Origin of the sequence: Promicromonospora sp. NPDC057138, from assembly GCF_042670845.1 — a bacterium.
Lineage (GTDB): Bacteria > Actinomycetota > Actinomycetes > Actinomycetales > Cellulomonadaceae > Promicromonospora.
On record NZ_JBHUUX010000032.1, the window covers coordinates 40,020 to 62,956 of the forward strand.

General features: G+C 71.9%; 16 protein-coding genes. 3 read left to right on the forward strand and 13 right to left on the reverse strand.

Translation table 11 applies throughout. From position 1 onward, the window contains the following. Positions 1 to 77: 77 nt before the first annotated feature. From ACFT2C_RS17560 to ACFT2C_RS17570, 3 genes are all read right to left on the reverse strand, one after another. Positions 78 to 1,070, reverse strand: a complete 993-nt coding sequence (locus ACFT2C_RS17560; RefSeq protein WP_377208353.1) for a TIGR03557 family F420-dependent LLM class oxidoreductase — start codon at positions 1,068 to 1,070, stop codon at positions 78 to 80. Between the two features lie 111 nt (positions 1,071 to 1,181). Further along, positions 1,182 to 2,063: a hypothetical protein gene (locus ACFT2C_RS17565; protein WP_377208354.1), complete on the reverse strand. Its 882-nt coding sequence runs from the start codon at positions 2,061 to 2,063 to the stop codon at positions 1,182 to 1,184. 10 nt (positions 2,064 to 2,073) lie between these two features. After that, entirely contained in the window at positions 2,074 to 2,805 is a 732-nt protein-coding gene (locus tag ACFT2C_RS17570) for a DUF6597 domain-containing transcriptional factor (protein ID WP_377208355.1), read from the reverse strand. A 78-nt stretch (positions 2,806 to 2,883) separates the two neighbouring features. Here ACFT2C_RS17570 and ACFT2C_RS17575 point away from each other — a divergent pair, with 78 nt between their 5' ends. Next, a complete protein-coding gene (locus ACFT2C_RS17575; RefSeq protein ID WP_377208356.1) occupies positions 2,884 to 6,549 on the forward strand; it encodes an ATP-binding cassette domain-containing protein in 3,666 nt (1,221 codons plus the stop codon). Between the two features lie 67 nt (positions 6,550 to 6,616). Here ACFT2C_RS17575 and ACFT2C_RS17580 read toward each other — a convergent pair whose 3' ends face one another. The 4 genes from ACFT2C_RS17580 to ACFT2C_RS17595 all read right to left on the reverse strand — a co-directional run bounded on the left by ACFT2C_RS17580 (position 6,617) and on the right by ACFT2C_RS17595 (position 12,108). Continuing rightward, positions 6,617 to 8,341, reverse strand: a complete 1,725-nt coding sequence (locus ACFT2C_RS17580) for a dipeptide ABC transporter ATP-binding protein (protein WP_377208357.1) — start codon at positions 8,339 to 8,341, stop codon at positions 6,617 to 6,619. Continuing rightward, positions 8,338 to 10,044, reverse strand: a complete 1,707-nt coding sequence (locus tag ACFT2C_RS17585) for an ABC transporter substrate-binding protein (protein WP_377208358.1) — start codon at positions 10,042 to 10,044, stop codon at positions 8,338 to 8,340. Before ACFT2C_RS17585 ends, ACFT2C_RS17580 begins: the two co-directional genes overlap by 4 nt. 82 nt (positions 10,045 to 10,126) lie before the next feature. Then, complete coding sequence (locus ACFT2C_RS17590) at positions 10,127 to 11,134, reverse strand: ABC transporter permease (RefSeq protein WP_377208359.1); 1,008 nt, start codon at positions 11,132 to 11,134, stop codon at positions 10,127 to 10,129. Continuing rightward, positions 11,131 to 12,108 (reverse strand): ABC transporter permease, encoded by a 978-nt coding sequence (locus ACFT2C_RS17595; RefSeq protein WP_377208360.1) that lies wholly within the window; start codon positions 12,106 to 12,108, stop codon positions 11,131 to 11,133. The genes ACFT2C_RS17590 and ACFT2C_RS17595 overlap by 4 nt, the downstream gene beginning before the upstream one ends. A 275-nt stretch (positions 12,109 to 12,383) precedes the next feature. On the opposite strand from ACFT2C_RS17595, the gene valS reads away from it, so the two are divergent. Continuing rightward, a complete protein-coding gene (gene valS, locus ACFT2C_RS17600) occupies positions 12,384 to 15,137 on the forward strand; it encodes a valine--tRNA ligase (protein WP_377208361.1) in 2,754 nt (917 codons plus the stop codon). A gap of 99 nt (positions 15,138 to 15,236) precedes the next feature. Here the strand turns inward: valS and ACFT2C_RS17605 are convergent, their stop codons facing one another. The 3 genes from ACFT2C_RS17605 to ACFT2C_RS17615 all read right to left on the reverse strand — a co-directional run bounded on the left by ACFT2C_RS17605 (position 15,237) and on the right by ACFT2C_RS17615 (position 17,645). Continuing rightward, positions 15,237 to 15,743 carry a DUF1877 family protein gene (locus ACFT2C_RS17605; RefSeq protein ID WP_377208362.1) on the reverse strand — a complete coding sequence of 169 codons (507 nt, stop codon included), beginning with the start codon at positions 15,741 to 15,743 and terminating at the stop codon, positions 15,237 to 15,239. A gap of 175 nt (positions 15,744 to 15,918) precedes the next feature. After that, positions 15,919 to 17,097: a hypothetical protein gene (locus ACFT2C_RS17610; RefSeq protein ID WP_377208363.1), complete on the reverse strand. Its 1,179-nt coding sequence runs from the start codon at positions 17,095 to 17,097 to the stop codon at positions 15,919 to 15,921. A 200-nt stretch (positions 17,098 to 17,297) separates the two neighbouring features. Then, a complete protein-coding gene (locus ACFT2C_RS17615) occupies positions 17,298 to 17,645 on the reverse strand; it encodes a chorismate mutase (RefSeq protein ID WP_377208364.1) in 348 nt (115 codons plus the stop codon). A 150-nt stretch (positions 17,646 to 17,795) separates the two neighbouring features. Here ACFT2C_RS17615 and ACFT2C_RS17620 point away from each other — a divergent pair, with 150 nt between their 5' ends. Then, positions 17,796 to 19,631 (forward strand): AMP-dependent synthetase/ligase, encoded by a 1,836-nt coding sequence (locus ACFT2C_RS17620; protein ID WP_377208365.1) that lies wholly within the window; start codon positions 17,796 to 17,798, stop codon positions 19,629 to 19,631. Positions 19,632 to 19,755: 124 nt separating this feature from the next. Here ACFT2C_RS17620 and clpX read toward each other — a convergent pair whose 3' ends face one another. The 3 genes from clpX to ACFT2C_RS17635 all read right to left on the reverse strand — a co-directional run bounded on the left by clpX (position 19,756) and on the right by ACFT2C_RS17635 (position 22,733). Then, positions 19,756 to 21,045 carry an ATP-dependent Clp protease ATP-binding subunit ClpX gene (clpX, locus tag ACFT2C_RS17625; RefSeq protein ID WP_377208366.1) on the reverse strand — a complete coding sequence of 430 codons (1,290 nt, stop codon included), beginning with the start codon at positions 21,043 to 21,045 and terminating at the stop codon, positions 19,756 to 19,758. 286 nt (positions 21,046 to 21,331) lie between these two features. Further along, positions 21,332 to 22,051, reverse strand: a complete 720-nt coding sequence (locus tag ACFT2C_RS17630) for an ATP-dependent Clp protease proteolytic subunit (RefSeq protein ID WP_377208367.1) — start codon at positions 22,049 to 22,051, stop codon at positions 21,332 to 21,334. A gap of 43 nt (positions 22,052 to 22,094) precedes the next feature. Continuing rightward, positions 22,095 to 22,733, reverse strand: coding sequence for an ATP-dependent Clp protease proteolytic subunit (locus ACFT2C_RS17635; protein WP_377208368.1), 639 nt, complete (start codon positions 22,731 to 22,733; stop codon positions 22,095 to 22,097). Between the last annotated feature and the right edge of the window lie 204 nt (positions 22,734 to 22,937).

Consider the following 22,937-nt stretch of genomic DNA (forward strand, 5'->3'; position numbering starts at 1 on the left):
GCGGGGATGAGTGGCCTCCGGGCTTGAGGGCGCTCCCTGCACGACGCTCCGGCACGAGCAGCGCCTCACCGGGCAGGTCACCGCACGAGCTTGGGCAGCACCTCTCGGCCGAACGTCTCGATCCACTCGCGCTGGTTGCGCCCCACGTTGTGCAGATAGATGCGGTCGAAGCCGAGGTCGACGTACCGCTGGATCGACGCCCGGTGCTCGTCCGGGTCGGCCGAGATCAGCACGCGGCCGTCGAAGTCCTCGGGGCGCACCATCCGGGCGAGCTGCGCGAAGTCGTGCGGCGAGCGGATGTCGGACCGGGGGAACCGCATGCCGCCCACCGGCCACTCGGTCAGGGCGTTCGCCACCGCCTCGTCGTGCGTGGGCGCCCAGGAGAGGTGGAGCTGGAGCGCCTTCGGCATCCGCCCCGGGTCGCGGCCGGACTCGCGGGCGCCGTCGGCGAACCTGGTCAGCAGCGACGACATCCGCTCCAGGGGCGCGGCCTGCGTGATCAGCCCGTCCGCCGTCCGCCCGGCGCGGCGCGCGGTGACCGGACCCGCCGTGGCGACCAGGATCTCGGGCGCCGTCTCCGGCATGGTCCACAGCCGCGTCGACTCCAGCCGGAAGAACGTGCCGGCGTGCTTCACGTCCCGCCCGGCCAGGGACGCGGCAAAGAGCTTCTTGATGATCTCGACCGCCTCGAACATGCGGTTGATCCGCTCGGCCGCCTCGGGCCAGTACGCGCCCACGACGTGCTCGTTGAGCGCCTCCCCCGAGCCGACGCCCAGCCAGTGCCGGCCCGGGTTCATCGCAGCGAGCGTCGCCGACGCCTGGGCCACCACCGCGGGGTGCCACCGGAACGTCGGCGCCGTAACCGGCCCCAGGTCGCCCGTCGTGTGCTCCGCCGCTGCCGCGAGGACGTTCCACACGAAGCCCGCCTGGCCTTGCTGCGGGGTCCAGGGCTGGAAGTGGTCGGCGGCCATGACGCCGGAGAAGCCGTGCGCCTCGGCGAACGCCGCCAGCTCCACCGCCGTCCGGGGCGCGAACTGCTCGAGCATCGCGGCATAACCGATGGAAACCACGCGGACCACCCTAAGGCCCGCCCCGGGCACTGTTGTGGGCGCGGTCGTTGCGGCTAAAACGGGCGCACGGTCGCAACGATCACGCCCACAGCACTCAGGGGACCTGTCCGGTCAGAGGCGGCCGTGCAGGCGGAGCGACTTCAGCGCTCCGAGGGTGACGATGCCGCGCCACTCCACGGCCTGCCCCGGCGACCAGTGCAGGAAGTGGAAGTCCCAGCCGCCGTCGTCGAGCTGCTCCTGCTCCAGCCGGGCGAGCTCCGCCGAGATCTGCCCTGAAGAGAACAGCGCACGGCTGGGCGCGCCCGGCCGCGTCGACAGCTCCAGGGGCCGGAGCTTCTCGTCGTCCTGCCCGCCCTCGACGGGGATGGTCCCGTCCTCGCGCAGCAGCGGCCGCACCCGTTCGATGGCGGCGGCCGCCCGGTCGGGTTCGGGCACGGCGTCGAGGAAGTCGAGGGCGAACCCGACCGTGTACCCGCCCACAAGGGCTTCCGCCCCCTCGATCTGCCCCCAGCACCACGCGGTCGCCGCGTCGAGCCACGGATGGCTCACGCCCAGCTCCCACAGGTGGCCGGCGATCGCGTACGTGAGGAACCCGTTGTCGCTCGGTTCCCGCATCCAGGGCGCGGCCGGGTAGCCGACGCCGGTCGGCAGCACGTGCGGCACCCGCCCGTCGGGCAGCGCCACGGAGGCCAGCCAGTCCGCGGTCTCGGTGACCAGCGGCCCGACCGCCGGGTCGGCGGCGGTGCCCAGCTCGGCGAGCACCTCGAGCGCGGCCAGCGCGCCTGAGACCTGGCTGCCCGGCGCGCGCAGGTCGGGCTCGAGGGCGTGGCCCCAGCCGCCGTCGTCGTTCCGGTAAGGACGCAGGGCGTCCAGAACACGTCCGCTCGGTGCGCCGTCGAACAGCGCCGCGAGGCGGTGCCGCTCCAGCAGGCGGGCGTCGTCGTAGATGAACCGCTTGGCGGCTCCGATGTCGATACTCGTCGTTGTGCTCATGACTCCGACGCTAGGCGGCGGTCAGGGCGGCGTCTTCCAGGAATCGGACGGGTGTGAGGCCGGTCAGCCGGCGCACCTCGTCGGACATGTGGGCCTGGCTCGCGTAGCCGGCCACGGCGGCACGCTCCGCGAGCGAGGAGGACGGCCCGCCGGCCGACAGGCCGATCAGCCGCCGCAGCCGGGCGACGCGCCCGAGCATCTTGGGTCCGTAGCCGACGGCGTCCACGGTGCGCCGGTGCAGGTGCCGCTCGCTCACGCCCAGGTCCTCGGCGACGACCGAGATCCGGGAGCCGGGCACCCCGAGCCGCCGCGCCGCGGCCGCGACCAGCCCGTCGCGCTCCGCCTTGCGCTGCAGCACCGTGCGCGCGAGCAGGTCCAGCCGCCCGGCCGGGTCCGCGACGCTGAGCGCGTCGGCGAGCGCGGGCCCGACGTCGGGCCAGACGTCGGCGAGCGGCACCCGCTTGTCGCGCACCTCGGACGCCGGGATGCCGAGGACGGCGCCCGCCGCGCCGGGCCGGAGCCGGATGCCGCTGGTGCGCGACGCCGGGCCGGCGCTGGGCCCGGCGACGACCGGACCCGTGTCGGCGCCGACGACCACCAGCTCGCCGTCGAGCCGGACCAGGTCTACGCAGCCGTCCGGGATGATCCGCTGCTCGTGGCCCGGCGGGACGTCGTGCTCCCACAGGCAGGCCACGACCGGCAGGAGGCCGGTCGGCGGCGCGAGCTCACGGTACGGGGTCATGAAACCAACGCTACGTGGACCCCCTGACACTCGCCCTCGTGCCGGTCGAGTGTCAGTGGCCGGTGGCAGAGTCGGAGCGTGCCCCACATCCCGGCTCGCCCGAGCCGCCGAACCGCCGCGTCCCGCGATCAGCGCCACAGCCCGTGGCGTCGCCGCGCGCTGCGGGTCGCCGCCACCGCGGTCCCAGCCGCGCTGCTGGCGGCCGCGGCCTCGTCGTACGCCGCGGTGGTCACCGGCCGGATGGCCGCGAACCCGACCAGGGACACGCTGATCGTGCTCGCGGCGGTGAGTGCGGCGGTCGTCGTGCTGGACGCCGTGACCTGGCTGGTCGTGCAGCGTGCGGTGGCCCGCGCGGAGGCCACGCTCCGGTCCGACCTCGCCGCCGCGGCGCTGGGCCAGCCCCTGCCCGCGCTCGAGGAGCAGGCGGTGGGCGAGCTCCTGGACCGCGTCAACGGTGACCCCGAGCGGCTCACCCGCGCGATCAGCGGCATCGGCATCACCCTCGGCCAGGCGGCGATCAGCCTCGTGGTCGGCTGGGTGGCCGCCGGCCTGGTGTGGTGGCCGGCGTGGGTCGCGTTCCCGCTGGTGGCGGCCGCGGTGCTGGTGTTCGCTCGGCGGTCGGCGCGGCCCCTGCGCGAGCTGAGCCGGCGCAGCTCCGAGGCCGGGTCGGACCACATGGCGCAGCTCGAGGAGGCCGTGGCCGCACGCGACGACCTGCGCACCGCCCACGGCCAGCGGTACGTGCTGCGCCGGTACGCCGAGCTGGCCGCGCGGCAGATCCGGCTCCGCGAGCAGTGGTCCGTGGCGTTCTCGCGCGTGCGGCTGCGCACCGAGCTGCCCCTGGACGCCCTGGTGGGCGCGGTCCTGGTGGGCGGAGTCTGGGCGGTCACCGGCGGCACGCTGGACGTCGCGCGGCTGGTCACACTGTGGCTGCTCGTCACGGCGTTCGTCGGGCGGGTGGACGTCCTGGGGCGGCTCCTGCCGCGCGTCGAGGAGGCGATCGGCACGTTCCAGCGGGTGCGCGACCTGCTCGCCGCACGCCAGGAGCCCGCCGGTGGCGCACCGTTCCCCGGCCGGGCCCGCTCCGGCGGGCGCGGATCTGACGAGCACGGCTCCGGTGAGCGGGACGCCGCCCCACCCACCGGGGTCGACGTCGAGCTGCGCGACCTGACGTTCGCCTACGGCGACGGCTTCGCCCTGGGACCGCTGTCCCTGACTATTCCGGCGGGCACCACGTGTGCCCTGGTGGGGCGGACGGGATCCGGCAAGACGACGCTGACCAAGATGCTGTCCCGCGCGGTCGAGCCGCCCGCCGGGAGCGTCTTCCTGGGCGGCCGGGACCTCACCGGCCTGGACGTGCACGAGCTGCGCACGCGCGTCGGCGTCGTCGGGCAGCGCACCGAGATCCTGGCCGCGACGCTCGCCGACAACATCACGCTCTGGGCCGCCGTACCGGCGGAGCGCGTCACGCGGGCGATGGACGCGCTCGGCCTGCGGGCCTGGGCGGAGTCGCTGCCCGACGGCCTCGACACCCGGCTCGGCCCGGACGGCGTCACGCTGTCGGCCGGCGAGGAGCAGCTCGTCGCCTTCGCCCGGTTGCTGGTGCGCGACGTCGAGGTTGTCGTGCTCGACGAGGCCACGGCTCGCATGGACCCGGCGACCGCGGAGCGGGTCACCCTGGCCGCGCAGGCCCTCCTGACGGGGCGGACGGCGATAGTCGTCGCGCACCGCCTGCCCACCGCGCGGCATGCCGACACCGTGGCCGTGCTCGAGGGCGGCCGCCTCGTGGAGCACGGGCCCTGGGACCGGCTGGCGGCGGCGGACGGGCACTTCGCCCGCCTGGTCGCCGCGGCGGGGCTCGGGGAGTCGGACGCAGATGCAGACACCGAGCGAGGCGCTGGATCCGCCGCCTCCGCCGTCACCGTGCCCACCGACGGCGAAGGCGGCACCGCGGCGGCAACCCGGTCCGTGCGGGCGCCGCACTCGTCCGCGCAGGCTGCGCGCAGCGGCGCCACGCCCTCCGCGCGACCGGACCGGACCCTCGCGGCGCCGCGCCGCACGTCCATGGCGCGGGCCGTGTGGAGCACGCTGCGCGCCCGGCCGCTCGGCCTCCTGCTCCCCGCCGTCGTCTGGGAGCTGACGGACTACCTCACCTCGACCGGCCTCGTCGTCGGGTGGCTGTGGGCGTCGCTCGTCGTCGGCCTGGAGCACGGCTCCGCGTCCTGGCTCCTGGCGTGCGCGATCCTCGCGGCCGTGGTGGCCAACACGCTGCTGCCGTTCACCGTCCGGCTGACGAGCGCGCGCTGGTGGGCCGACTCCCGGCTGCGGCTGCACCTCAGCCTCCTGCGCGGGCAGACGGCGCAGCGGCGCACCGTCCGCGACGCCCCCGGCGAGATCGCCGCGCGGGCCCAGGAGGACTACCGGCTCACGGGCCACACCCAGGCCTGGCGCGAGCTGCTCACGGCGCCGGTCACGCTGGCCCTGCTCGTGGTGCTGAGCGACAGCCTGCTGGCCGGCGCGATCGGGCTCACCATGGCGGCGGTGATGTTCGCCGCGCAGGTCCTGGGCAGCCGCTCGGTCGCGGCGGCCGCGCGGCAGGCAGGCGACGCCGCGGCGGAGCTGGGCCGCCTGCTCGGTTCGGCCCTCGACGCTGTACGCACCGTCAAGCTGGCGGCCGCCACCGACGGCGTGCTCGCCCAGGTCGCCCGGGTCGACGGGCGCCGGGTGCGGGCCTCGCTGCGGGAGGAGCAGACCAGCTTCGTGGTCGGGCTGGCCCCGTCCGTGCTGAGCCGGGCCGCGACGGTCCTCGCGTGGACGCTGCACCTGAACGGCACGTGGTCGCTGGCCACCACGCTGCTGGTCAGCACCTCGATCGGCACGTTCAGCTGGATCGGGTACGGGCTGGGCGCCCTCGTGACGAGCGCGGCGTCCGCCCGCCGCTGGGTGGAGGTGACCTCCCGGTACGCCGGCACCGAACGCCTCGCGGACGTGCCCGAGGACGTCGACCTGTTCGCCGGCACGTCCAGGCCGGATACGTCAGCCAGTGCCGCGAGTTCAAACCCGCTACGCGAGCTCCGCCTCGAGGGCGTCAGCGCCCGGCACGACGACGGCACGGTGGGCGTCGCCGGCGTGGACCTCACCGTGCGGCGCGGCGAGCTGGTGCTGCTGGTGGGCCGCGTCGGATCCGGCAAGTCATCCCTGCTCGGGGCCTTGTCCGGCCTCGTCGACGTCGACGGGCGGCTCGCCTGGAACGGCGCCGACGTCGCCGATCCGGAGACGTTCCTGCGCCCGCCCCGCGTGGCGCACGTCGCGCAGGTGCCGCACGTCGTGTCCGGGACCCTCGCGGACAACGTGCGGCTGGACCACGACCGCCCCGTCGACGGCCCGGTCCGCTCGGCCGGGCTCGACCGCGACGTCGCCGAGGCGGGCGGCACCGGCACGATCGTGGGACACCGCGGCCTGCGGCTCTCGGGCGGCCAGGTACAGCGGCTCGGCCTGGCCCGGGCGCTGGCCACGGGCTCCGACCTGCTCCTCGTGGACGACGTCTCCTCGGCCCTCGACGCCGTCACCGAGGCGGAGGTCTGGTCGGGCCTGCGCGCCGCCGGCACCACGGTGCTCGGCACGACCTCGCGGGCAGCTACCCTCGCCGTCGCCGACCGGGTGGTCGTGCTCGACGGCGGCCGCGTGGCCGCCGTCGGACGATGGCATGACCTGGCGCCCCGCTGGTCCCACCTTGCCGGCTGACCCCGCCCGCCGCTCGAACCCGTCTCGCTGGTCGAGCCTGTCGAGACCTCGCTCGACCAGCACCCAGTCAAACGCGCGCCGCCCGGCGCCGCGCCTGCGCGTCCGGGTCCGCGACCGGCGCGGCAGCCAAGAGCGCGCGCGTGTACGAGTCGGCGGGGGCGCCCAGCACCTGCGCCGTCGGCCCGTTCTCGACGATGCGCCCCGCCCGCATGACGGCGACCCGGTCGGCTACCTGTTCCACGACCGCGAGGTCGTGCGACACGAACAGGCACGCGAACCCGAGCTCCGCCTGCAGGTCGCGGAACGTCTCCAGCACGTGCGCCTGCACGGAGACGTCGAGGGCGGACGTCGGCTCATCCGCCACGAGTACCGCCGGCCCGAGCGCCACGGCCCGCGCGATCGCGACGCGCTGCCGCTGCCCGCCGGACAGCTCGTGCGGGTACCGCCGTGCGTACTCCGGCCCCAGCCGGACCAGCTCCAGCAGCTCGCGCACGCGTGCGTCCCGCGCACCCCGGTCCAGGCCGGAGTGCAGGCGCAGCGGCTCGTCGACCGACTGAGCCACGGTCCAGCGCGGGTTCAGCGTCGAGGCCGGGTCCTGGAACACGACCCCGGTGGCCCGACGCCGTTCCGCGCGCTCCCCGCGTGTGGCCCGCGCTAGGTCGACGCCGTCCACCACGACCCGGCCCGACGTCGGCCGCAGCAGGCCCGCGACGACCTGGCCGAGGGTCGACTTGCCCGAGCCTGACTCCCCCACCAGACCCAGCACCTCGCCGCGCCCGATCCGGAGCGTCACGCCGTCGGCCGCGACCACCGAGCGGCGCCCGCCGTAGGTCACGGTGACGTCGTCGAGCAGCACGGCACCCCCACCGGTCGAGCCCTCGCCTACCGACGACGAGATCCCGACCGGCTCCACCACCAACGCCCCGCCCAGCCGCGGCACCGCCGCCAGCAGCGTGCGCGTGTACTCCTCGCGCGGCGCGGCGAACAGCTCGCGCACGGACCCGGCCTCCACGACCCGCCCGGCGCGCATGACGACCACGTCGTCCGCGAGGTCGGCCACCACTCCCATGTCGTGCGTGATCAGCAGGACCGCGGTCCCCCGCTCGTCCCGCAGCCGCCGCAGCAGGTCGAGGATCCCGGCCTGGACGGTGACGTCCAGGGCCGTCGTCGGCTCGTCCGCGATGATCGCCACCGGGTCCTGCGACAGCCCCATCGCGATGAGCGCGCGCTGGAGCTGCCCGCCGGAGAGCTGGTGCGGGTAGGACTCGGCGACGCGCTCCGGGTCGCGCAGCCCGGCCTCGGCCAGCAGCTCGAGGACGCGCTCCTGCGCCGCGCGCCGGGACAGCCGGGCCGGCCCGCGCTGGTGCGCCTGTAGCGCCTCGGCGACCTGGTCGCCGACGCTCAGCACGGGGTTCCAGGCGCTCATCGGCTCCTGCGAGACGAGCGCGAGCACGGCGCCCCGCACGTCCCGGAACGCCTCCGGCGTCGCCCCGACCAGCTCGGCGGCCGCACCGTCGGAACCGGCCGCGCCCGGCCCGCCGTCCGCGCCGTCCCCGATCGACCCGCCAAGCCGGATCGACCCGCCCACCTCCGCGCCGTCCGGCAGCAGCCCGAGCACCGCCATCGCGGACACCGTCTTGCCCGAGCCGGACTCGCCCACCAGGGCTGTCACCCGTCCGGGGCGCAGCGCCCAGGACACGTCGTCGACGGCGGGTGCCGCGGCGTCGTCGAACACGACGGACAGCCCCTCCACCCGCAGGAGGGGCTGTCCGTCGTTCACCGGGCTGGTCACGGGGCCAGCGAGACCTGCAGGTAGTTCGGGTACGCCGGGAAGTCCGGGATCCGGAAGTTCTCGACCTTCGAACCGTGCAGGAACGAGTTCTTCGTGTAGATCAAGGGGACCACCGGGGCGTCGCCCAGGATGAGCTTGTCGGCCTCGACCCACAGCGCGGCGGCCGCGTCGGTATCGGTCTCCTGCGTGGCCTGCTCGATCAGGTCGTCGGCCTCCGGGTTGGCGTAGCGGGCCAGGTTGTACCCGCCGTCTCCGATCTGCGAGGAGTCGAACAGCGGCTGGATGTTGCCGTTCGCGCTCGGGAAGTCCGGCTGCCACGACGACAGCGTGAGGTCGTAGCCGGAGCCGTCGCCCTGTGTGGTCGTCTCCGTCCACACGTCCTCGGCCTGCGGCACGATGGTCACCTTCAGCCCGGCCCGCTCCAGGCCCTGCTGGATCGCCTGGGCCTGGGCGAGCGTCGGGGCGTCGTCGGTCACCACGAGGCGCAGCTCGCGGCCCGACCACCCGGCGTCGTCCAGCAGGGTCTTGGCCTGCTTGACATCGCCCTCCGGGGCGACGTCGTTCACGCCGTTCGAGTACTCCTCGCGCCCCGGGATGCCGGGCGTGACGAGCGTCGTCGCGACGTCGCCCGCGATCTCGCCGCCCGACGCGACGCGATAGGCGTTCTTGTCGACGGCCAGGCTGATCGCCTTGCGGACGTCGAGGTCGTCCAGGCCCTTGGCCTCTGTGTTGATCGCGAGGTACGCGAGCGCCCCGGGACCCGACGTGACCAGCCGGTCCTTGGCCGGGCCCTGCTGCACCTGCGCGAGCTGCGCGGGCGGCACGAACGTGGCGCCGAACGCGGAGGCGTCGTCGCCCGAGTCGGCGATGAGCCGCTGCGCCACGACCGTCTCGTCCTGGCCCAGCTCGAACACTATGGAGTCCGGCCCCGCGGTGCGGGCCTCGTCCGTCGCCTGGTCCCACTCGGAGTTGCGCTCCAGGGTCACCGAGGTGCCCTCGACGGTCTTAGCCACGCGGTACGGACCGGTGGCGACGGGCTCGGTCGTGTAGGTCTCGACGTCGCCCTCGCCGTCCGGCACCGCGCCGAACGCAGGCATGGACACGATCCACGGCCAGTCGCCGTACGCGCTGTCCAGGTGGAACACGATCGTCTTGTCGTCCGGCGTCTCGACGGAGTCGAGCTGCTTGCCCTGGAACGGTCCGCTGTACTCGTCGGCGCCCTCCAGCAGCCCCTTGTGGTAGCTCAGGCCGCCCGACAGCTCGGGCGCGAACGAGCGCTCGACCGAGTACTTGACGTCCGCCGAGGTGATCGGCGTCCCGTCCTCGAACTTCAGGTCGTCCTTGAGGGTGTAGGTCCAGGTAGCTCCGTCGTCCGACGGCGTGCCGGTGTCCGTCGCGAGGTCCGGCACCACCTCGGTGCTGCCGTCGGCGTTGGTCTTCCACGAGGTCAGCCGGCGCTCGACCAGGCCGAGTGTGGTGATCGCGAGGTTCTGGCTCGTGGCGGGGTCCCAGTTGATCGCGGGGTTGGCGGTGAGGATGTGCAGCTCGCCGCCCTGCTGGACGGCGGTCGCCTCGTCGCTCGAGGCCGCGCCTGGCTGGGAGTTCGCGTTGCAGGCCGTCAGGGCCAGCACAGCGGCGACGGCGATTCCGGCGACCGCCACGCGGCGGGCGGGCCTGCGTTCGGTGCGTGATGCGTTGTTCATGGGTTCCTTCTCGTCTCTGCTGGGTGTCTGAGGTGGCCGGCCGTCCTGCCCGGCGTGGGGCGTCACCGGCGACATCGCTGGGTCATCGGGCTCTCCCTCCGCGCCGCACCCGCGGGTCGAGCACGCCGTAGACGACGTCGACCGCCAGGTTCGCGACCACGACGATCGCCGCCGTGAAGACCGTGACGCCCACCAGCAGCGGCACGTCGGTGGTGCCCACCGCCTCCATGAGCAGGGCGCCGAGCCCGGGCATCGAGAACACGCGCTCGGTGATGACCGCGCCGCCCAGCAGGGCACCGAGGTCCAGCGCGAACAGCGTGACCACGGGAATCGCGGCGTTGCGCAGCGCGTGCCGCGTCACCACCCGGCGCTCGGAGATGCCCTTGGCGCGGGCCGTGCGGACGTACGGCGAGCCGAGCTCCTCCAGCATCTGGGAGCGCGTCAGCCGCGTGTAGACCGCGGCGGACAGCAGCGCCAGCACCGCCCACGGCAGCACCAGGTGCCACGCCCAGTCCACTGGGCTCTCGGCGAACGGCACGTAGCCGGACACCGGCACCATGTCGAGCGTGAAGCCGAACAGCAGGATTCCGAGCAGGCCCACCAGGTAGCTCGGCGCGGAGACCCCGGTGATCGCGGCGACCATGAGCCCGCGGTCCAGGGCGGTACCGCGCCGGACGGCCGCCACGGCGCCGGCGCCGACCCCGGCCACCAGCCAGAGCACCGCGGCGCCGATCGCGAGCGACGCCGTCACGCCGAACCGGCCCACGATCAGCTCGGTCACGGGCGTGCTGCGCGCGAACGAGTAGCCGAGGCACGGCCGCGGGCAGTCGATGGTCGCGCCCGCCGACCCGTAGGTGCGCCCGGTGAAGACGCCCCGCACGAACTCCCACCACTGCTCGACGACCGACTTGTCCAGCCCCATGAACGCGCGCGCCGTCTCCAGGCGCTCGGGCGTGCAGGGCTTGCCGCACGCGAGCTGCGCCGGGTCGGCGGGCAGCAGCACGAACAGCGCGTAGGTGAGGAACGAGACGGTGAGCAGCACGAACGCGAGCGTCGCGAGCCGCGTGGCGAGGAACCTGGTGAGCCTCATCGGGCGCCCCCTCGCCGACGACGCCGCTTGACGCCGCCGCCCCGCGGGTCGAGCGCGTCGCGCAGCCCGTCGCCGAAGGCGTTGAACGCGAGCGTGATGCCGAACAGCGCGAGGCCCGGGAACAGCAGGTACACGGGGTCAACGGAGAACCAGGTGACGGCGTCGCCGATCGGCCGGCCCCACGAAGGCGTGGGCGGCGGCACGCCGACGCCGAGGAACGAGAGGGCTGCTTCGGCCCCGATCGCGCCCGGGATCGAGATGGTCGTGAACACCACGATCGTCGACGCCAGGTTCGGCAGCACCTGACGGAACAGCACGTGCGCGTGCGAGGCGCCGAGTGCCTGCGACGCGCGCACGAAGCCCGAGGCGCGCAGCGCCATCGTCTGCCCGCGCACCACGCGGGCGATCGACGACCAGCCGAACAGCCCGATCACCAGCACCAGCAGGAGCAGGCGGGGGAACCAGCCGGGCGCGACGGCGCCGATCGCGATCATGAAGACCAGCGCCGGCAGCCCGATGAGGATGTCGATCAGGCGCGCCACCACCCAGTCCACCCAGCCGCCGAAGTAGCCGGCGACCAGGCCCAGCACCGTGCCGACCACCATCGAGACGGCGGTGGCGCCGACCCCGACCAGGAGCGAGGTGCGCGAGCCCATGACGACTATCGCGAACAGGTCGCGGCCCGTCAGGGGCTCGACCCCGAACCAGTGCTCGGCACCGACGCCGCCCAGCGACCCGGCGGGCGCCCCGGTCGGGCCGAGCGCGTCGAGGTCGTAGGTGTACGGGTCCACGCCGAGCGCGCGCGTGATCAGCGGCGCGGCCAGCGCGATGACGGCATAGGCCACGACCACGACGCCGCCCGCCAGGGCGAACCGGTCGCGGGCGAGCCGGCGCCAAAGCGGCGCGCGGCCGACGGCGAGCCTGGCGCCGGGCGGGGTCGGAGCGACCAGCTCGTCGGAGCGGTCGAGCGACATGAGACTCCTACGGACGACGGGACATGGCGGCGAGGCGGTACGGCGAGCACCGACAACACGACATGCGCACGACAGATCTCCTGGGCTCCGACGACGGGCCCCGATCGGGCCCGGCAGAACCATAGTCCACACCTTTGGCACCTATCGACCATCTCGAACAATCTGTGGCAGACGTCTCGCCCCCTGACACCGGGCCCGCGACTGCCCGACGGCGGACGCCTCACCCTGTGGAAAACGTGCACTTCGGCTTGCTCGAATCTGGGACACTGGTGCGCATGAGCATTCCTGCCTCCTCCGGGCCGACGGACCCGGCCGCGACCACACCCGCCCTCGACTCCTCGGCCGCCTCGGTAGCCGGCGGCGACGTCGTACGCGCGGTGGTCAAGGAGGTACCGGACAAGGTCAGCACGGACGGGCTCGAGGTCAAGTTCGACGAGCGCTGGACCGCAGAGCAGACCTTCGCCTTCGACCGCACCAAGACCCGCGACGAGATCTACTCGATCGACACCCCGCCGCCCACGGCGTCGGGCTCCCTGCACGTGGGGCACGTGTTCAGCTACACGCACACCGACATCGTGGCGCGCTACAAGCGCATGCGCGGCCTCGAGGTCTTCTACCCCATGGGCTGGGACGACAACGGCCTGCCCACCGAGCGCCGCGTCCAGAACTACTACGGCGTGCGCGTCGACCTGTCGCTGCCCTACGACCCCGACTTCACTCCCCCGTTCGAGGGCACCGGCAAGAGCGTCAAGGCCGCGGACCAGGTGCCGATCAGCCGCCGCAACTTCGTCGAGCTGTGCGAGCGCCTGACGGCCGAGGACGAGAAGCAGTTCGAGGAGCTGTGGCGTCGCCTCGGCATCTCGGTGGACTGGGCCCAGACGTACCAGACCATCGGGGACGGCTCGCGCGCCACGGCGCAGCGCGCGTTCGTGCGCAACCTGCGGCGCGGCGAGGCCTACCAGGCCGAGGCGCCGGGCCTGTGGGACGTCACGTTCCAGACCGCCGTCGCGCAGGCCGAGCTCGAGGCCCGGGACTACCCCGGTCACTTCCACAAGGTCGCCTTCCACCAGGCCGGCGGCGCACCCGTCTACATCGAGACCACCCGCCCGGAGCTGATCCCCGCCGTCGTCGCGCTCATCGCGCACCCCGACGACGAGCGCTACCAGCACCTGTTCGGCACCACTGTGACGTCTCCGCTGTTCGGCGTCGAGGTCCCGGTGCTCGCGCACCACCTGGCCGAGCCCGACAAGGGCGCGGGCATCGCGATGTGCTGCACCTTCGGTGACCTCACCGACGTGCAGTGGTGGCGCGAGCTGCAGCTCCCGACGCGCTCGATCATCAACCGCGACGGGCGCATCACGCGCGAGGTGCCCCAGTGGCTCCCGGCGGGCCCGGGCGCCGAGCTGTTCGAGGCCGAGGTCGCGGGCAAGACGACCTTCAGCGCCCGCAACGCGATCGTCGACGCGCTCACCGCGTCGGGCGACATGCCGACCGAGCCGGTGGCCACGCAGCGCAAGGCCAACTTCTTCGAGAAGGGCGACAAGCCCCTCGAGATCGTGACCTCTCGCCAGTGGTACATCCGCAACGGCGGCCGCGACGCGGCGCTGCGCGAGGAGCTGCTGGGCCGGGGCAAGGAGCTCGACTTCCACCCCGACTTCATGCGGGTGCGGTACGAGAACTGGGTCAACGGCCTCAACGGCGACTGGCTGGTGAGCCGCCAGCGCTTCTTCGGCGTCGCGATCCCGCTGTGGTACCCGGTCGACGCGAACGGCGAGGTCGACTATGACCACCCGATCGTGCCGGCCGAGGAGTCGCTGCCGATCGACCCGACCTCGCAGGCGCCCGCCGGCTATACGGAGGACCAGCGCGGCCAAGCCGACGGGTTCGTCGGCGACGCCGACGTCATGGACACCTGGGCCACCTCGTCCCTGAGCCCGCAGATCGTCGGCGGCTGGGAGCGGGACCAGGACCTCTTCGACCGCGTCTACCCGATGGACCTGCGCCCCCAGGGCCAGGACATCATCCGCACCTGGCTGTTCTCCACGGTGGTGCGCTCGCACCTGGAGAACAAGGTGCTGCCCTGGAAGAACGCGACGATCAGCGGCTGGATCCTCGACCCGGACCGCAAGAAGATGTCGAAGTCCAAGGGCAACGTCGTCACGCCGATGGACCTGCTCGTGGAGCACGGCTCGGACGCGGTGCGGTACTGGGCGGCCTCGGCTCGCCTGGGCACGGACGCGGCGTTCGAGGTGGGCCAGATGAAGATCGGTCGCCGCCTGGCGATCAAGGTCCTCAACGCCTCGAAGTTCGCGCTGTCGTTCGGTGGCGGCGCGGGCAGCGAGATCGCGCTCGACCCGGCGGCGGTCACGGTCTCGCTGGACCGGTCGATGCTGGCCGGCCTGGCAGGCGTCGTCGACCAGGCCACGGCCGCGCTCGAGACCTACGACCACACGCGTGCGCTCGAGCTCACCGAGACGTTCTTCTGGACGTTCTGCGACGACTACCTGGAGCTCGTCAAGGACCGCGCCTACGGCGCGGGCGCCGATTCGGCTGACGTCTCCCCGGAGACGACGTCGGCCCGCACCGCCCTGGCGATCGCGCTGGACACCATGCTCCGGCTGCTGGCTCCCTACCTCCCGTTCGCCGCGGAGGAGGTCTGGTCCTGGTGGCGCGAGGGCTCGGTGCACCGCGCGCCGTGGCCCGTCGCGGAGCCGCTGCGTTCCGCCGCGGGCACTGCGAACCCGGCCGACCTCGCGGCAGCCGGCCACGCCCTGGCGGCGCTGCGCAAGGTCAAGTCGGCGGCAAAGGCGTCGATGCGCACGCCCATCGTGGCCGCGTCGCTGGCCGTCCCGGCCGGGTCGCTCACCGCGGTGGAGACGGCGGTCGAGGACATCAAGGCCGCGGGCCGGGTCACCGGCACGCTCGAGCTCGTGACTACCACGGAGGGCCAGGGCGACCAGGCTGTCCAGGGCGGCATGGTCGTGACGTCGAGCGAGCTGGGCGAGGCCCCGCCCCGCAACAAGGCCTGACCCTGACGGTTTCGCCGAAGTAGAGCGCCTGTCCCCGACCTTCCCTGGTGACGCCAGGGAGACTCGAGGACCGGCGCTCTACTTCGGCGAAACCTCAGGTCAGTTGAGCATCAGGACTACCGCGTCGCCCGCCTTGGCGGCCGCGCCGTAGAACGCGGCGAGCTCGCCGTAGGCCTTCCCGAGGCTCTCGGGGTCGGTCTCCGCGACGTGCTCGGTCGGGTCCGGGCAGACGTCCTCGTCGCACACCTGGGCGGCGTCGGCGAGCGGCGCCAGGGCGTCGAAGGACGTGCCGCCGAGGAACGCGGCGACCTTCTCCACGTCCTCGGGAGCCAGGTACCGCACCGGCGTGATCCCGTCGGTGGATCCCAGCTCGGCACCGCCCTGCACCGGGTCGACGGGCATCCCGCCGTGCTGCAGCAGCACCGTGTGGAGCGGACCCCACACGGTGCCGATGCTGAAGTACCTCGCTTCCTGGGCCGGAAGGTCCATCTGCACCCACTCGCCCGCGAGCTCGTCGATGTGCTCCAGCGCCCAGGTCAGATCTGTCCGTGCCTTGTCGAAGTCGTCCGCGGCAAGCCGCGCGTACTCACAATGAATCATCCCCATGGCCCGAGACCGTACCGATAATGCGTTTCCCTGTGTATGGGCAAAACGGACACATTCCAACGCAACAATTTCCCATACGCGGTAAAACGGAAATTCCATACGGACCGGCGCCCGTTCTGGGGTTTTGGTCCCCAAGAGCTGGCCGAGAATTCACACCGAATTCACGCGCCGGGGGTCAGTGCCGCCGTCGAGCGTCGCCGGACATGCTCACGAGCGCCTCCGTGGGGGTGCCGTCGTCGCGCCAGCGCAGCGTCGCGGCCACGCCGTCCATGAGCTCGACCGAGCCTTCGGGCGCGAACGTCAGGCCGGCGTCCTGCCCCACTGCCGCCCGCACGAACGCCACCGACGCCGGCAGCTCCTCCAGCCGCTCCGTCACACCGATGTCCTCGAGATCGGACCGGGACGCCGCGATGTGCATCGGGTCCGGCCCGATCCAGAGCGTGCGCCCGATCATCCACGAGCTGCCTGTGCCGTACTCCTCGGCCAGGACGAGCTCCTTGACCTGCCCGCGGGCGAGCACCGCCACGACGTCGTCCACCGAGGTGACGGCGTTGGACTCGCGGCCCAGCTCCTGCCGCAGCTCCGCCAGCACACGTTCCCGGCGCCGCTCCCGGTAGGAGTCGAGGGCCTCGCCGACCCGCTCGGCGAACGCACCCTCGCGCACCCCGCCGCCGCGCCCGCCGCCCGACACCTCGATCACCCTCTCGGTGGTCGGCGGCGTCAGCGCCGCGCGGGCCAGGGACACCGCGCGCTTGTCCCCCGTGAGCAGCACCAGCTCGGGCCTGGTCTCGGCCACGTGCCGCTCGATCTCCGCCGCTACGGCCACCGCGTTGCGCTCCCACGAGTCCTCGGCGCGCGACTCGATGCGTGCCCGCTTCACCTCGTTGGACCCGGACTTCTCGATCTCGTCGTGCGGCGCCTGGAAGGTCCTGTGCACCTTGCCGCTCGGCCCCGAGCGGAAGAAGTCCGCCCCTTGCCGGTCCACGGCCACCTTGAGCAGCTCCACCGACTCGTCGGCGGCGAGCGCGGCCTGCAGCAGTGCGGGCACTTGCGCCCACGAGCACGTCGTGGCGGTCGGCGGGTTGTTGACCACTCGGTCTACCAGCACCCCGGTGTCGTCGGCGATGACGACCCGGCCATGCGGCCCCGGGACCCGCGTGGGCCTGAGCACCACCTCCGCGACCGCGTCCAGCACGGCCGCAGGAGCGCCCTGTTGCGCCAGCTCCTTGCGGGCCGCGTTCCATCGGCCTTCGACGTCGCGTTCGGCGGCCTGCTCGGACGGCGTGGCGTCCAAGTGCAGGGTCACGAAGGGACCCGGGTGGCCGAGGAGGGGTTTGAGCCAGTCGATCTTCATTCGAACCTCCGCGTCTCCCGCCGAGGTCGAGATGATGCCCTACCGCATACCTCGCCCCGGCGTTCCCTCCAGGAAACGACGAATCGCGGGCGCACGCCACCCCCCTGCCGGAATTGCTTGTGACCTGGGCACCAAATTTCAACCACCCAACGTCGAGCGCATATCCGCAAAGAGTAAAGCGTAGCTAATTTCTAGCCCCTTCAAGCGTATGTGTCGACCTCAGGCAGGTTCTCGCCCTTGTGCTCCGCGGCGATCAGCTCGTGGTGGCGGATCACCTCGCTCACGATGAACTGGCGGAACTGCTCGGCGAACTCGGGGTCGAGCCCCGACTCCTCCGCGATGCTCGTGAGCCGCGCGATCTGCTCCTTCTCGCGTGCCGGGTCCGCCGGGGGCAGGCCACCGACGGCCTTGAGCTCGCCCACCCGCCGGGTCACCCTGAACCGTTCGGCCAGGAGGTACACCAGCGCGGCGTCGATGTTGTCGATGCTCCCGCGGAGCCGGATGATCTCGGACGGCACCGGGACGCTGGTCGGTTCGTTGTCTGACACAAGAAGAGGCTATCTGCCCGAGGGGGCAACCCGCGAAGCCTGTTCCGACCTGCGACGTAGATCGGCTACAGTCTGGCGAGCAGGCACGCAACTTGGTGAAGGCCCAGTACTGTGGCTTCACCTCTTCAAGACTTCAACGGAGAGCAGCAGATGACACTCGTCTCGTCGCCGGCCTTGGTGGAGGTGCCGGAGAGCACCAGCATCAACACCATCCTCGCGGACCGTGTGGCCCGCTCCGGAGACGAGGCGCTCATCGAGCGGCGCGAGACCCCCGACGGTCCCTGGATCGCGGTCTCCGCGCGGCAGTTCGAGGACGAGGTGCAGGCCGTCGCCCGTGGCCTCGTGGCCCGCGGCATCGAGGCCGGCGACCGCGTGGCGATCATGTCGCGCACCCGGTACGAGTGGACGCTGATCGACTTCGCCATCTGGGCCGCCGGCGCGGTCGCCGTGCCGGTCTACGAGACGTCGTCCGCCGAGCAGGTGCAGTGGATCCTGTCCGACGCCGACGTCCGCCTGGTCATCGTCGAGTCCAGCGCGCATGCCGAGACCGTCCGGAGCGTGCGTCCCCACCTGCCGACCCTCGCCAACATCCTCCTCATCGACGACGACGCGGTGCTCGACCTGCGCAAGGCCGGCACCAACCTCTCGGCCGGCATCGTGGCCGAGCGGCGCGACGCCGTCCGCCGTGACGACCTGGCGACCATCATCTACACCTCGGGCTCCACCGGCCGGCCCAAGGGCGTCGAGCTGACGCACGGCAACTTCGCGCACCTGGCAATGAACGCCGCGATCGGCATCCCGGAGCTGCTGCGCGCCGAGAACGCCCGCACGCTCCTGTTCCTGCCGCTCGCGCACGTGTTCGCGCGCTACGTGGAGATCGCGACCATCGCCGGGAACGCCGTCCTCGGTCATGCCCCGGACATCAAGAACCTCGTCAGCGACCTCGGCTCGTTCCGCCCGACCTATCTCCTGGCCGTGCCGCGCGTCTTCGAGAAGGTCTACAACAGCGCGGAGCAGAAGGCGTCGGCGTCGGGCCTCAAGGCCAGGATCTTCGCGTGGGCCGCCCGGGTCGCCGGGGACTACTCGCGGGCCCTGGACACGCCGTCCGGCCCGGACCGGGCGCTCAGGGCGAGGCACGCGATCGCCGACCGGCTCGTCTTCAGCAAGCTCAAGGCGACCATGGGTGGCCAGCTCCAGTGGGCGGTCTCCGGCGGCGCGCCGCTCGGCGAACGGCTCGGCCACTTCTTCCGCGGCTCGTGCGTCACCATCCTGGAGGGCTACGGACTGACGGAGACCACCGCCCCGACGACGGTCAACCGGCCGAACCGACAGGTGATCGGCTCCGTGGGCCCGGCCTTCTTCGGCACGGACATCAACATCGCCGACGACGGCGAGGTGCTGCTGCGCGGCCCGCACATCTTCCGTGGCTACCGCAACCAGCCGAACCTGACCGCGGAGACGTTCGTCGACGGCTGGTTCCGCACGGGCGACCTGGGCAGCATCGACGAGCACGGCTACCTGCACATCACCGGCCGCAAGAAGGAGATCATCGTGACCGCGGGCGGCAAGAACGTCGCCCCGGCGGTCCTCGAGGACCGCATGCGCGCCCACCCGATCGTGAGCCAGGTCGTCGTCGTCGGCGACCAGCGCCCGTTCATCGGCGCGCTCGTCACGCTCGACGCCGAGATGCTGCCCGGCTGGTGCGCGGCGAACGGCTTGCCGAAGCTGTCGGTCGACGAAGCCCGCGTGCACCCGAAGGTGCTGGCCGAGCTCGACAAGGTGGTCGCCCACGCGAACGAGGCGGTGTCCAAGGCCGAGTCGATCCGTAAGATCACGGTGCTCGACATCGACTTCACCGAGGCCAACGGGTACCTCACGCCGTCCATCAAGGTGAAGCGCGCCAAGGTGCTCGCCGACTTCGCGGGCACGGTCGACGCCCTGTACGGCGCCCCGGTCGAAGCGCCCCACCCGGCCCCCGCCCGCTGACGTCACCACCAAAGCGCCTGCCCCGTTCGTTGAGTGCTGGGTATTTGTTGAGTCAGCGGACTCGATCCAACAAATATCCAGCACTCAACGAACGGGGCAGGCGTTCTCGTTCTGGGGGGTCTTGTTACGCGCTCTTCTCGCGGGGCTGGCGGCCTCGGACCGGGCTCTTGCGCGGGACCACCGTCGGGTTCACGTTGTCGAGCACCACGTCGCGCGTGATCAGCACGCGCTCGACGTCATCGCGGCTCGGCACGTCGAACATGACCTGCTGGAGCACTTCTTCCATGATGGCCCGCAGGCCGCGCGCTCCGGTGCCCCGGAGCAGGGCCTGCTCGGCGATGGCACCGACGGAGGGCTCGTCGAACTCGAGCTCCACGCCGTCGATCTCGAACATGCGCTTGTACTGCTTCACGAGCGCGTTCTTCGGCTCCGTCAGGATCCGTACCAGCGCGTCGCGGTCAAGCGGCGAGACGGACGCGATGACGGGCAGCCGGCCGATGAACTCGGGGATCAGGCCGTATTTCTGCAGGTCCTCGGGCCGGACCTCGGCGAACAGGTCCTCGTCGCCCGCGATGGACTCCATGGGGGCGCTGAAGCCGATGCCGCGCTTGCGGGACCGGGCGGCGACGATGTCGTCCAGCCCGGCGAACGCGCCGGCCACGATGAACAGCACGTTCGTCGTGTCGATCTGGATGAACTCCTGGTGCGGGTGCTTGCGCCCGCCCTGCGGCGGCACCGAGGCGGTGGTGCCCTCGATGATCTTCAGGAGCGCCTGCTGCACCCCCTCGCCGGACACGTCTCGCGTGATCGACGGGTTCTCCGCCTTGCGGGCCACCTTGTCGACCTCGTCGATGTAGATGATGCCCGTCTCGGCCTTCTTGACGTCGTAGTCCGCGGCCTGGATGAGCTTCAGCAGGATGTTCTCGACGTCCTCGCCCACGTAGCCGGCCTCGGTGAGGGCTGTCGCGTCGGCGATGGCGAACGGCACGTTCAGCATCTTCGCGAGCGTCTGCGCCAGGTAGGTCTTGCCCGTGCCCGTGGGGCCGATGAGCAGGATGTTCGACTTGGCGATCTCTACCGGGTCCTGGTCGTCCGGGCTGATCGACCGGCCGGCCTCGCCGGCCTGGATCCGCTTGTAGTGGTTGTAGACAGCAACGGCCAGGGCGCGCTTGGCGGGGTCCTGGCCGATGATGTACTGCTCGAGGAAGTCGAAGATCTCGCGTGGCTTGGGCAGCTCGGTCAACCCGAGCTCGGCCGCCTCACCCAGCTCTTCCTCGATGATCTCGTTGCACAGCTCGATGCACTCGTCGCAGATGTACACGCCCGGCCCGGCGATCAGCTTCTTCACCTGCTTCTGCGACTTGCCGCAGAAGTTGCACTTCAGCAGTTCCGCGCCGTCACCGATTCGCACCACTACCTGTCTCCTCGCCTTGTGCACCCTCACGGAGTCCCGCACAGGCCGGCTGACCCAGCAGATCCGCAACGTCGAGCGGTCTCAGATCCATTCCACACCACCTGTGGCTCATTGTCAGCCCAGCGGCCCGGCGGGTCGCACGACCGACATTCACCACATCATGACAATTTTGTCATGATCTGTGCAGCGACTCCCACAATGCCCGACGCCGGGGCCTGCCGTCCACCGGTATTGGTGGAGCTGCCCCGGCGCCGGGATGCGATCTCGACGGAACCGACCGGAGTGGTCAGTTCGTCACGACCGCAACAGGCTTGCGCGACTGGAGCACCTCGTCGACCAGGCCGTAGTCCTTGGCCTGTGCGGCGGTGAGGATCTTGTCGCGCTCGATGTCCTCGCGAACCTCTTCGACCGACTTGCCGCTGTGCGTGGCCAGCGTCAGCTCGAGCCACTCGCGCATGCGGATGAGCTCGTTCGCGTGGATCTCGATGTCCGAGGCCTGCGCGTAGCCGCCACCCTCCATCGCGGGCTGGTGGATCAGCACGCGCGAGTTCGGCAGCGCCAGGCGCTTGCCCGGCTGGCCGGCGGCCAGCAGCACCGCGGCGGCTGAGGCCGCCTGGCCCAGGCACACGGTCTGGATCTGCGGCTTGATGAACTGCATGGTGTCGTACAGCGCCGTCATGGCCGTGAACGAGCCGCCCGGCGAGTTGATGTACAGGATCACGTCGCGGTCCGGGTCCTGGGTCTCCAGGACCAGCAGCTGGGCCATGACGTCGTCCGCGGACGCGTCGTCGACCTGGACACCCAGGAAGATGATGCGGTCCTCGAACAGCTTGGTGTACGGGTCCTGGCGCTTGAAGCCGTACGCGGTGCGCTCCTCGAACTGCGGGAGCACGTAGCGTGCGGACGGCATGGCGCCGGCGGTGGCATAGGGCAGCCCCATGCCCGAGTGGGCACGTGCGCCGGCAAGGCGCTCTGCGGCTGCGACGAACTGGGCTTCAGGACTCACGGCGTTCTCCTCGCGATAAAAGTCTGGTTGCGTTTCCGGGCGGTCAGCTGGCCATGCCGCCGCCGCCGGAGACCGACGCGGCGCTCTCCACGACGTGGTCGATGAAGCCGTACTCCAGCGCCTCAGGGGCCGTGAACCAGTTGTCGCGGTCGTTGTCCTTGATGATCGTCTCGAGCGGCTGCCCGGTCTGCTCGGCCGTCAGCTCGGCGAGCACCTTCTTCATGTGCATGATGAGCTGCGCGTTGATGCGCACGTCGGTGGCGGTGCCGCCGATGCCGCCCGAGGGCTGGTGCATCATCACGCGAGCGTGGGGCGTGGCGTACCGCTTGCCCTTGGCGCCCGACGACAGCAGGAACTGACCCATGGAGGCCGCCATACCCATCGCGACGGTGGCGACGTCCGGCTTCACCCACTGCATGGTGTCGTAGATCGCCATGCCGGCCGTGATGGAGCCGCCGGGCGAGTTGATGTACAGCCAGATGTCCTTGTCGGGGTCCTCGGCCGCGAGAAGCATCATCTGCGCGCTGATCGCGTTCGCGTTCTCGTCGCGCACCTCCGACCCCAGCCAGATGATGCGCTCCTTGAGCAGCCGGTTGTAGATGGAGTCGTTGAGCCCGAAGCCAGCACCCTCCGTCCGAGCTACCGGCCCAGCATCCATCCGCAGCAGATCGTTCACGTCCATCTCCTCGGTTCTGACTCTCGTCTTTGGACCACGTCCTACGACGTCGTGTCGCTCGACCCTAACGTGCCGCAGCCCGCCGGAACTCCTGATTCGGCGCCGTTTTCGCCTACAGCGCACCGGTGCTGCCCACGGCGAAGCCAGGGGGAACGCAGACGGCGGTCCGCCTCGGTGGTCGAGCTTGTCGAGACCCGGTCTCGACAAGCT

Coding starts and splice junctions, on each gene's coding strand:
- ACFT2C_RS17565 (WP_377208354.1), bottom strand. CDS start 2,063: ATGAGCACAACGACGAGTATCGACATCGGAGCCGCCAAGCGGTTCATC.
- ACFT2C_RS17570 (WP_377208355.1), bottom strand. CDS start 2,805: ATGACCCCGTACCGTGAGCTCGCGCCGCCGACCGGCCTCCTGCCGGTC.
- ACFT2C_RS17585 (WP_377208358.1), bottom strand. CDS start 10,044: ATGAACAACGCATCACGCACCGAACGCAGGCCCGCCCGCCGCGTGGCG.
- ACFT2C_RS17590 (WP_377208359.1), bottom strand. CDS start 11,134: ATGAGGCTCACCAGGTTCCTCGCCACGCGGCTCGCGACGCTCGCGTTC.
- ACFT2C_RS17595 (WP_377208360.1), bottom strand. CDS start 12,108: ATGTCGCTCGACCGCTCCGACGAGCTGGTCGCTCCGACCCCGCCCGGC.
- valS (WP_377208361.1), top strand. CDS start 12,384: ATGAGCATTCCTGCCTCCTCCGGGCCGACGGACCCGGCCGCGACCACA.
- ACFT2C_RS17605 (WP_377208362.1), bottom strand. CDS start 15,743: ATGGGGATGATTCATTGTGAGTACGCGCGGCTTGCCGCGGACGACTTC.
- ACFT2C_RS17610 (WP_377208363.1), bottom strand. CDS start 17,097: ATGAAGATCGACTGGCTCAAACCCCTCCTCGGCCACCCGGGTCCCTTC.
- ACFT2C_RS17620 (WP_377208365.1), top strand. CDS start 17,796: ATGACACTCGTCTCGTCGCCGGCCTTGGTGGAGGTGCCGGAGAGCACC.
- ACFT2C_RS17635 (WP_377208368.1), bottom strand. CDS start 22,733: ATGGACGTGAACGATCTGCTGCGGATGGATGCTGGGCCGGTAGCTCGG.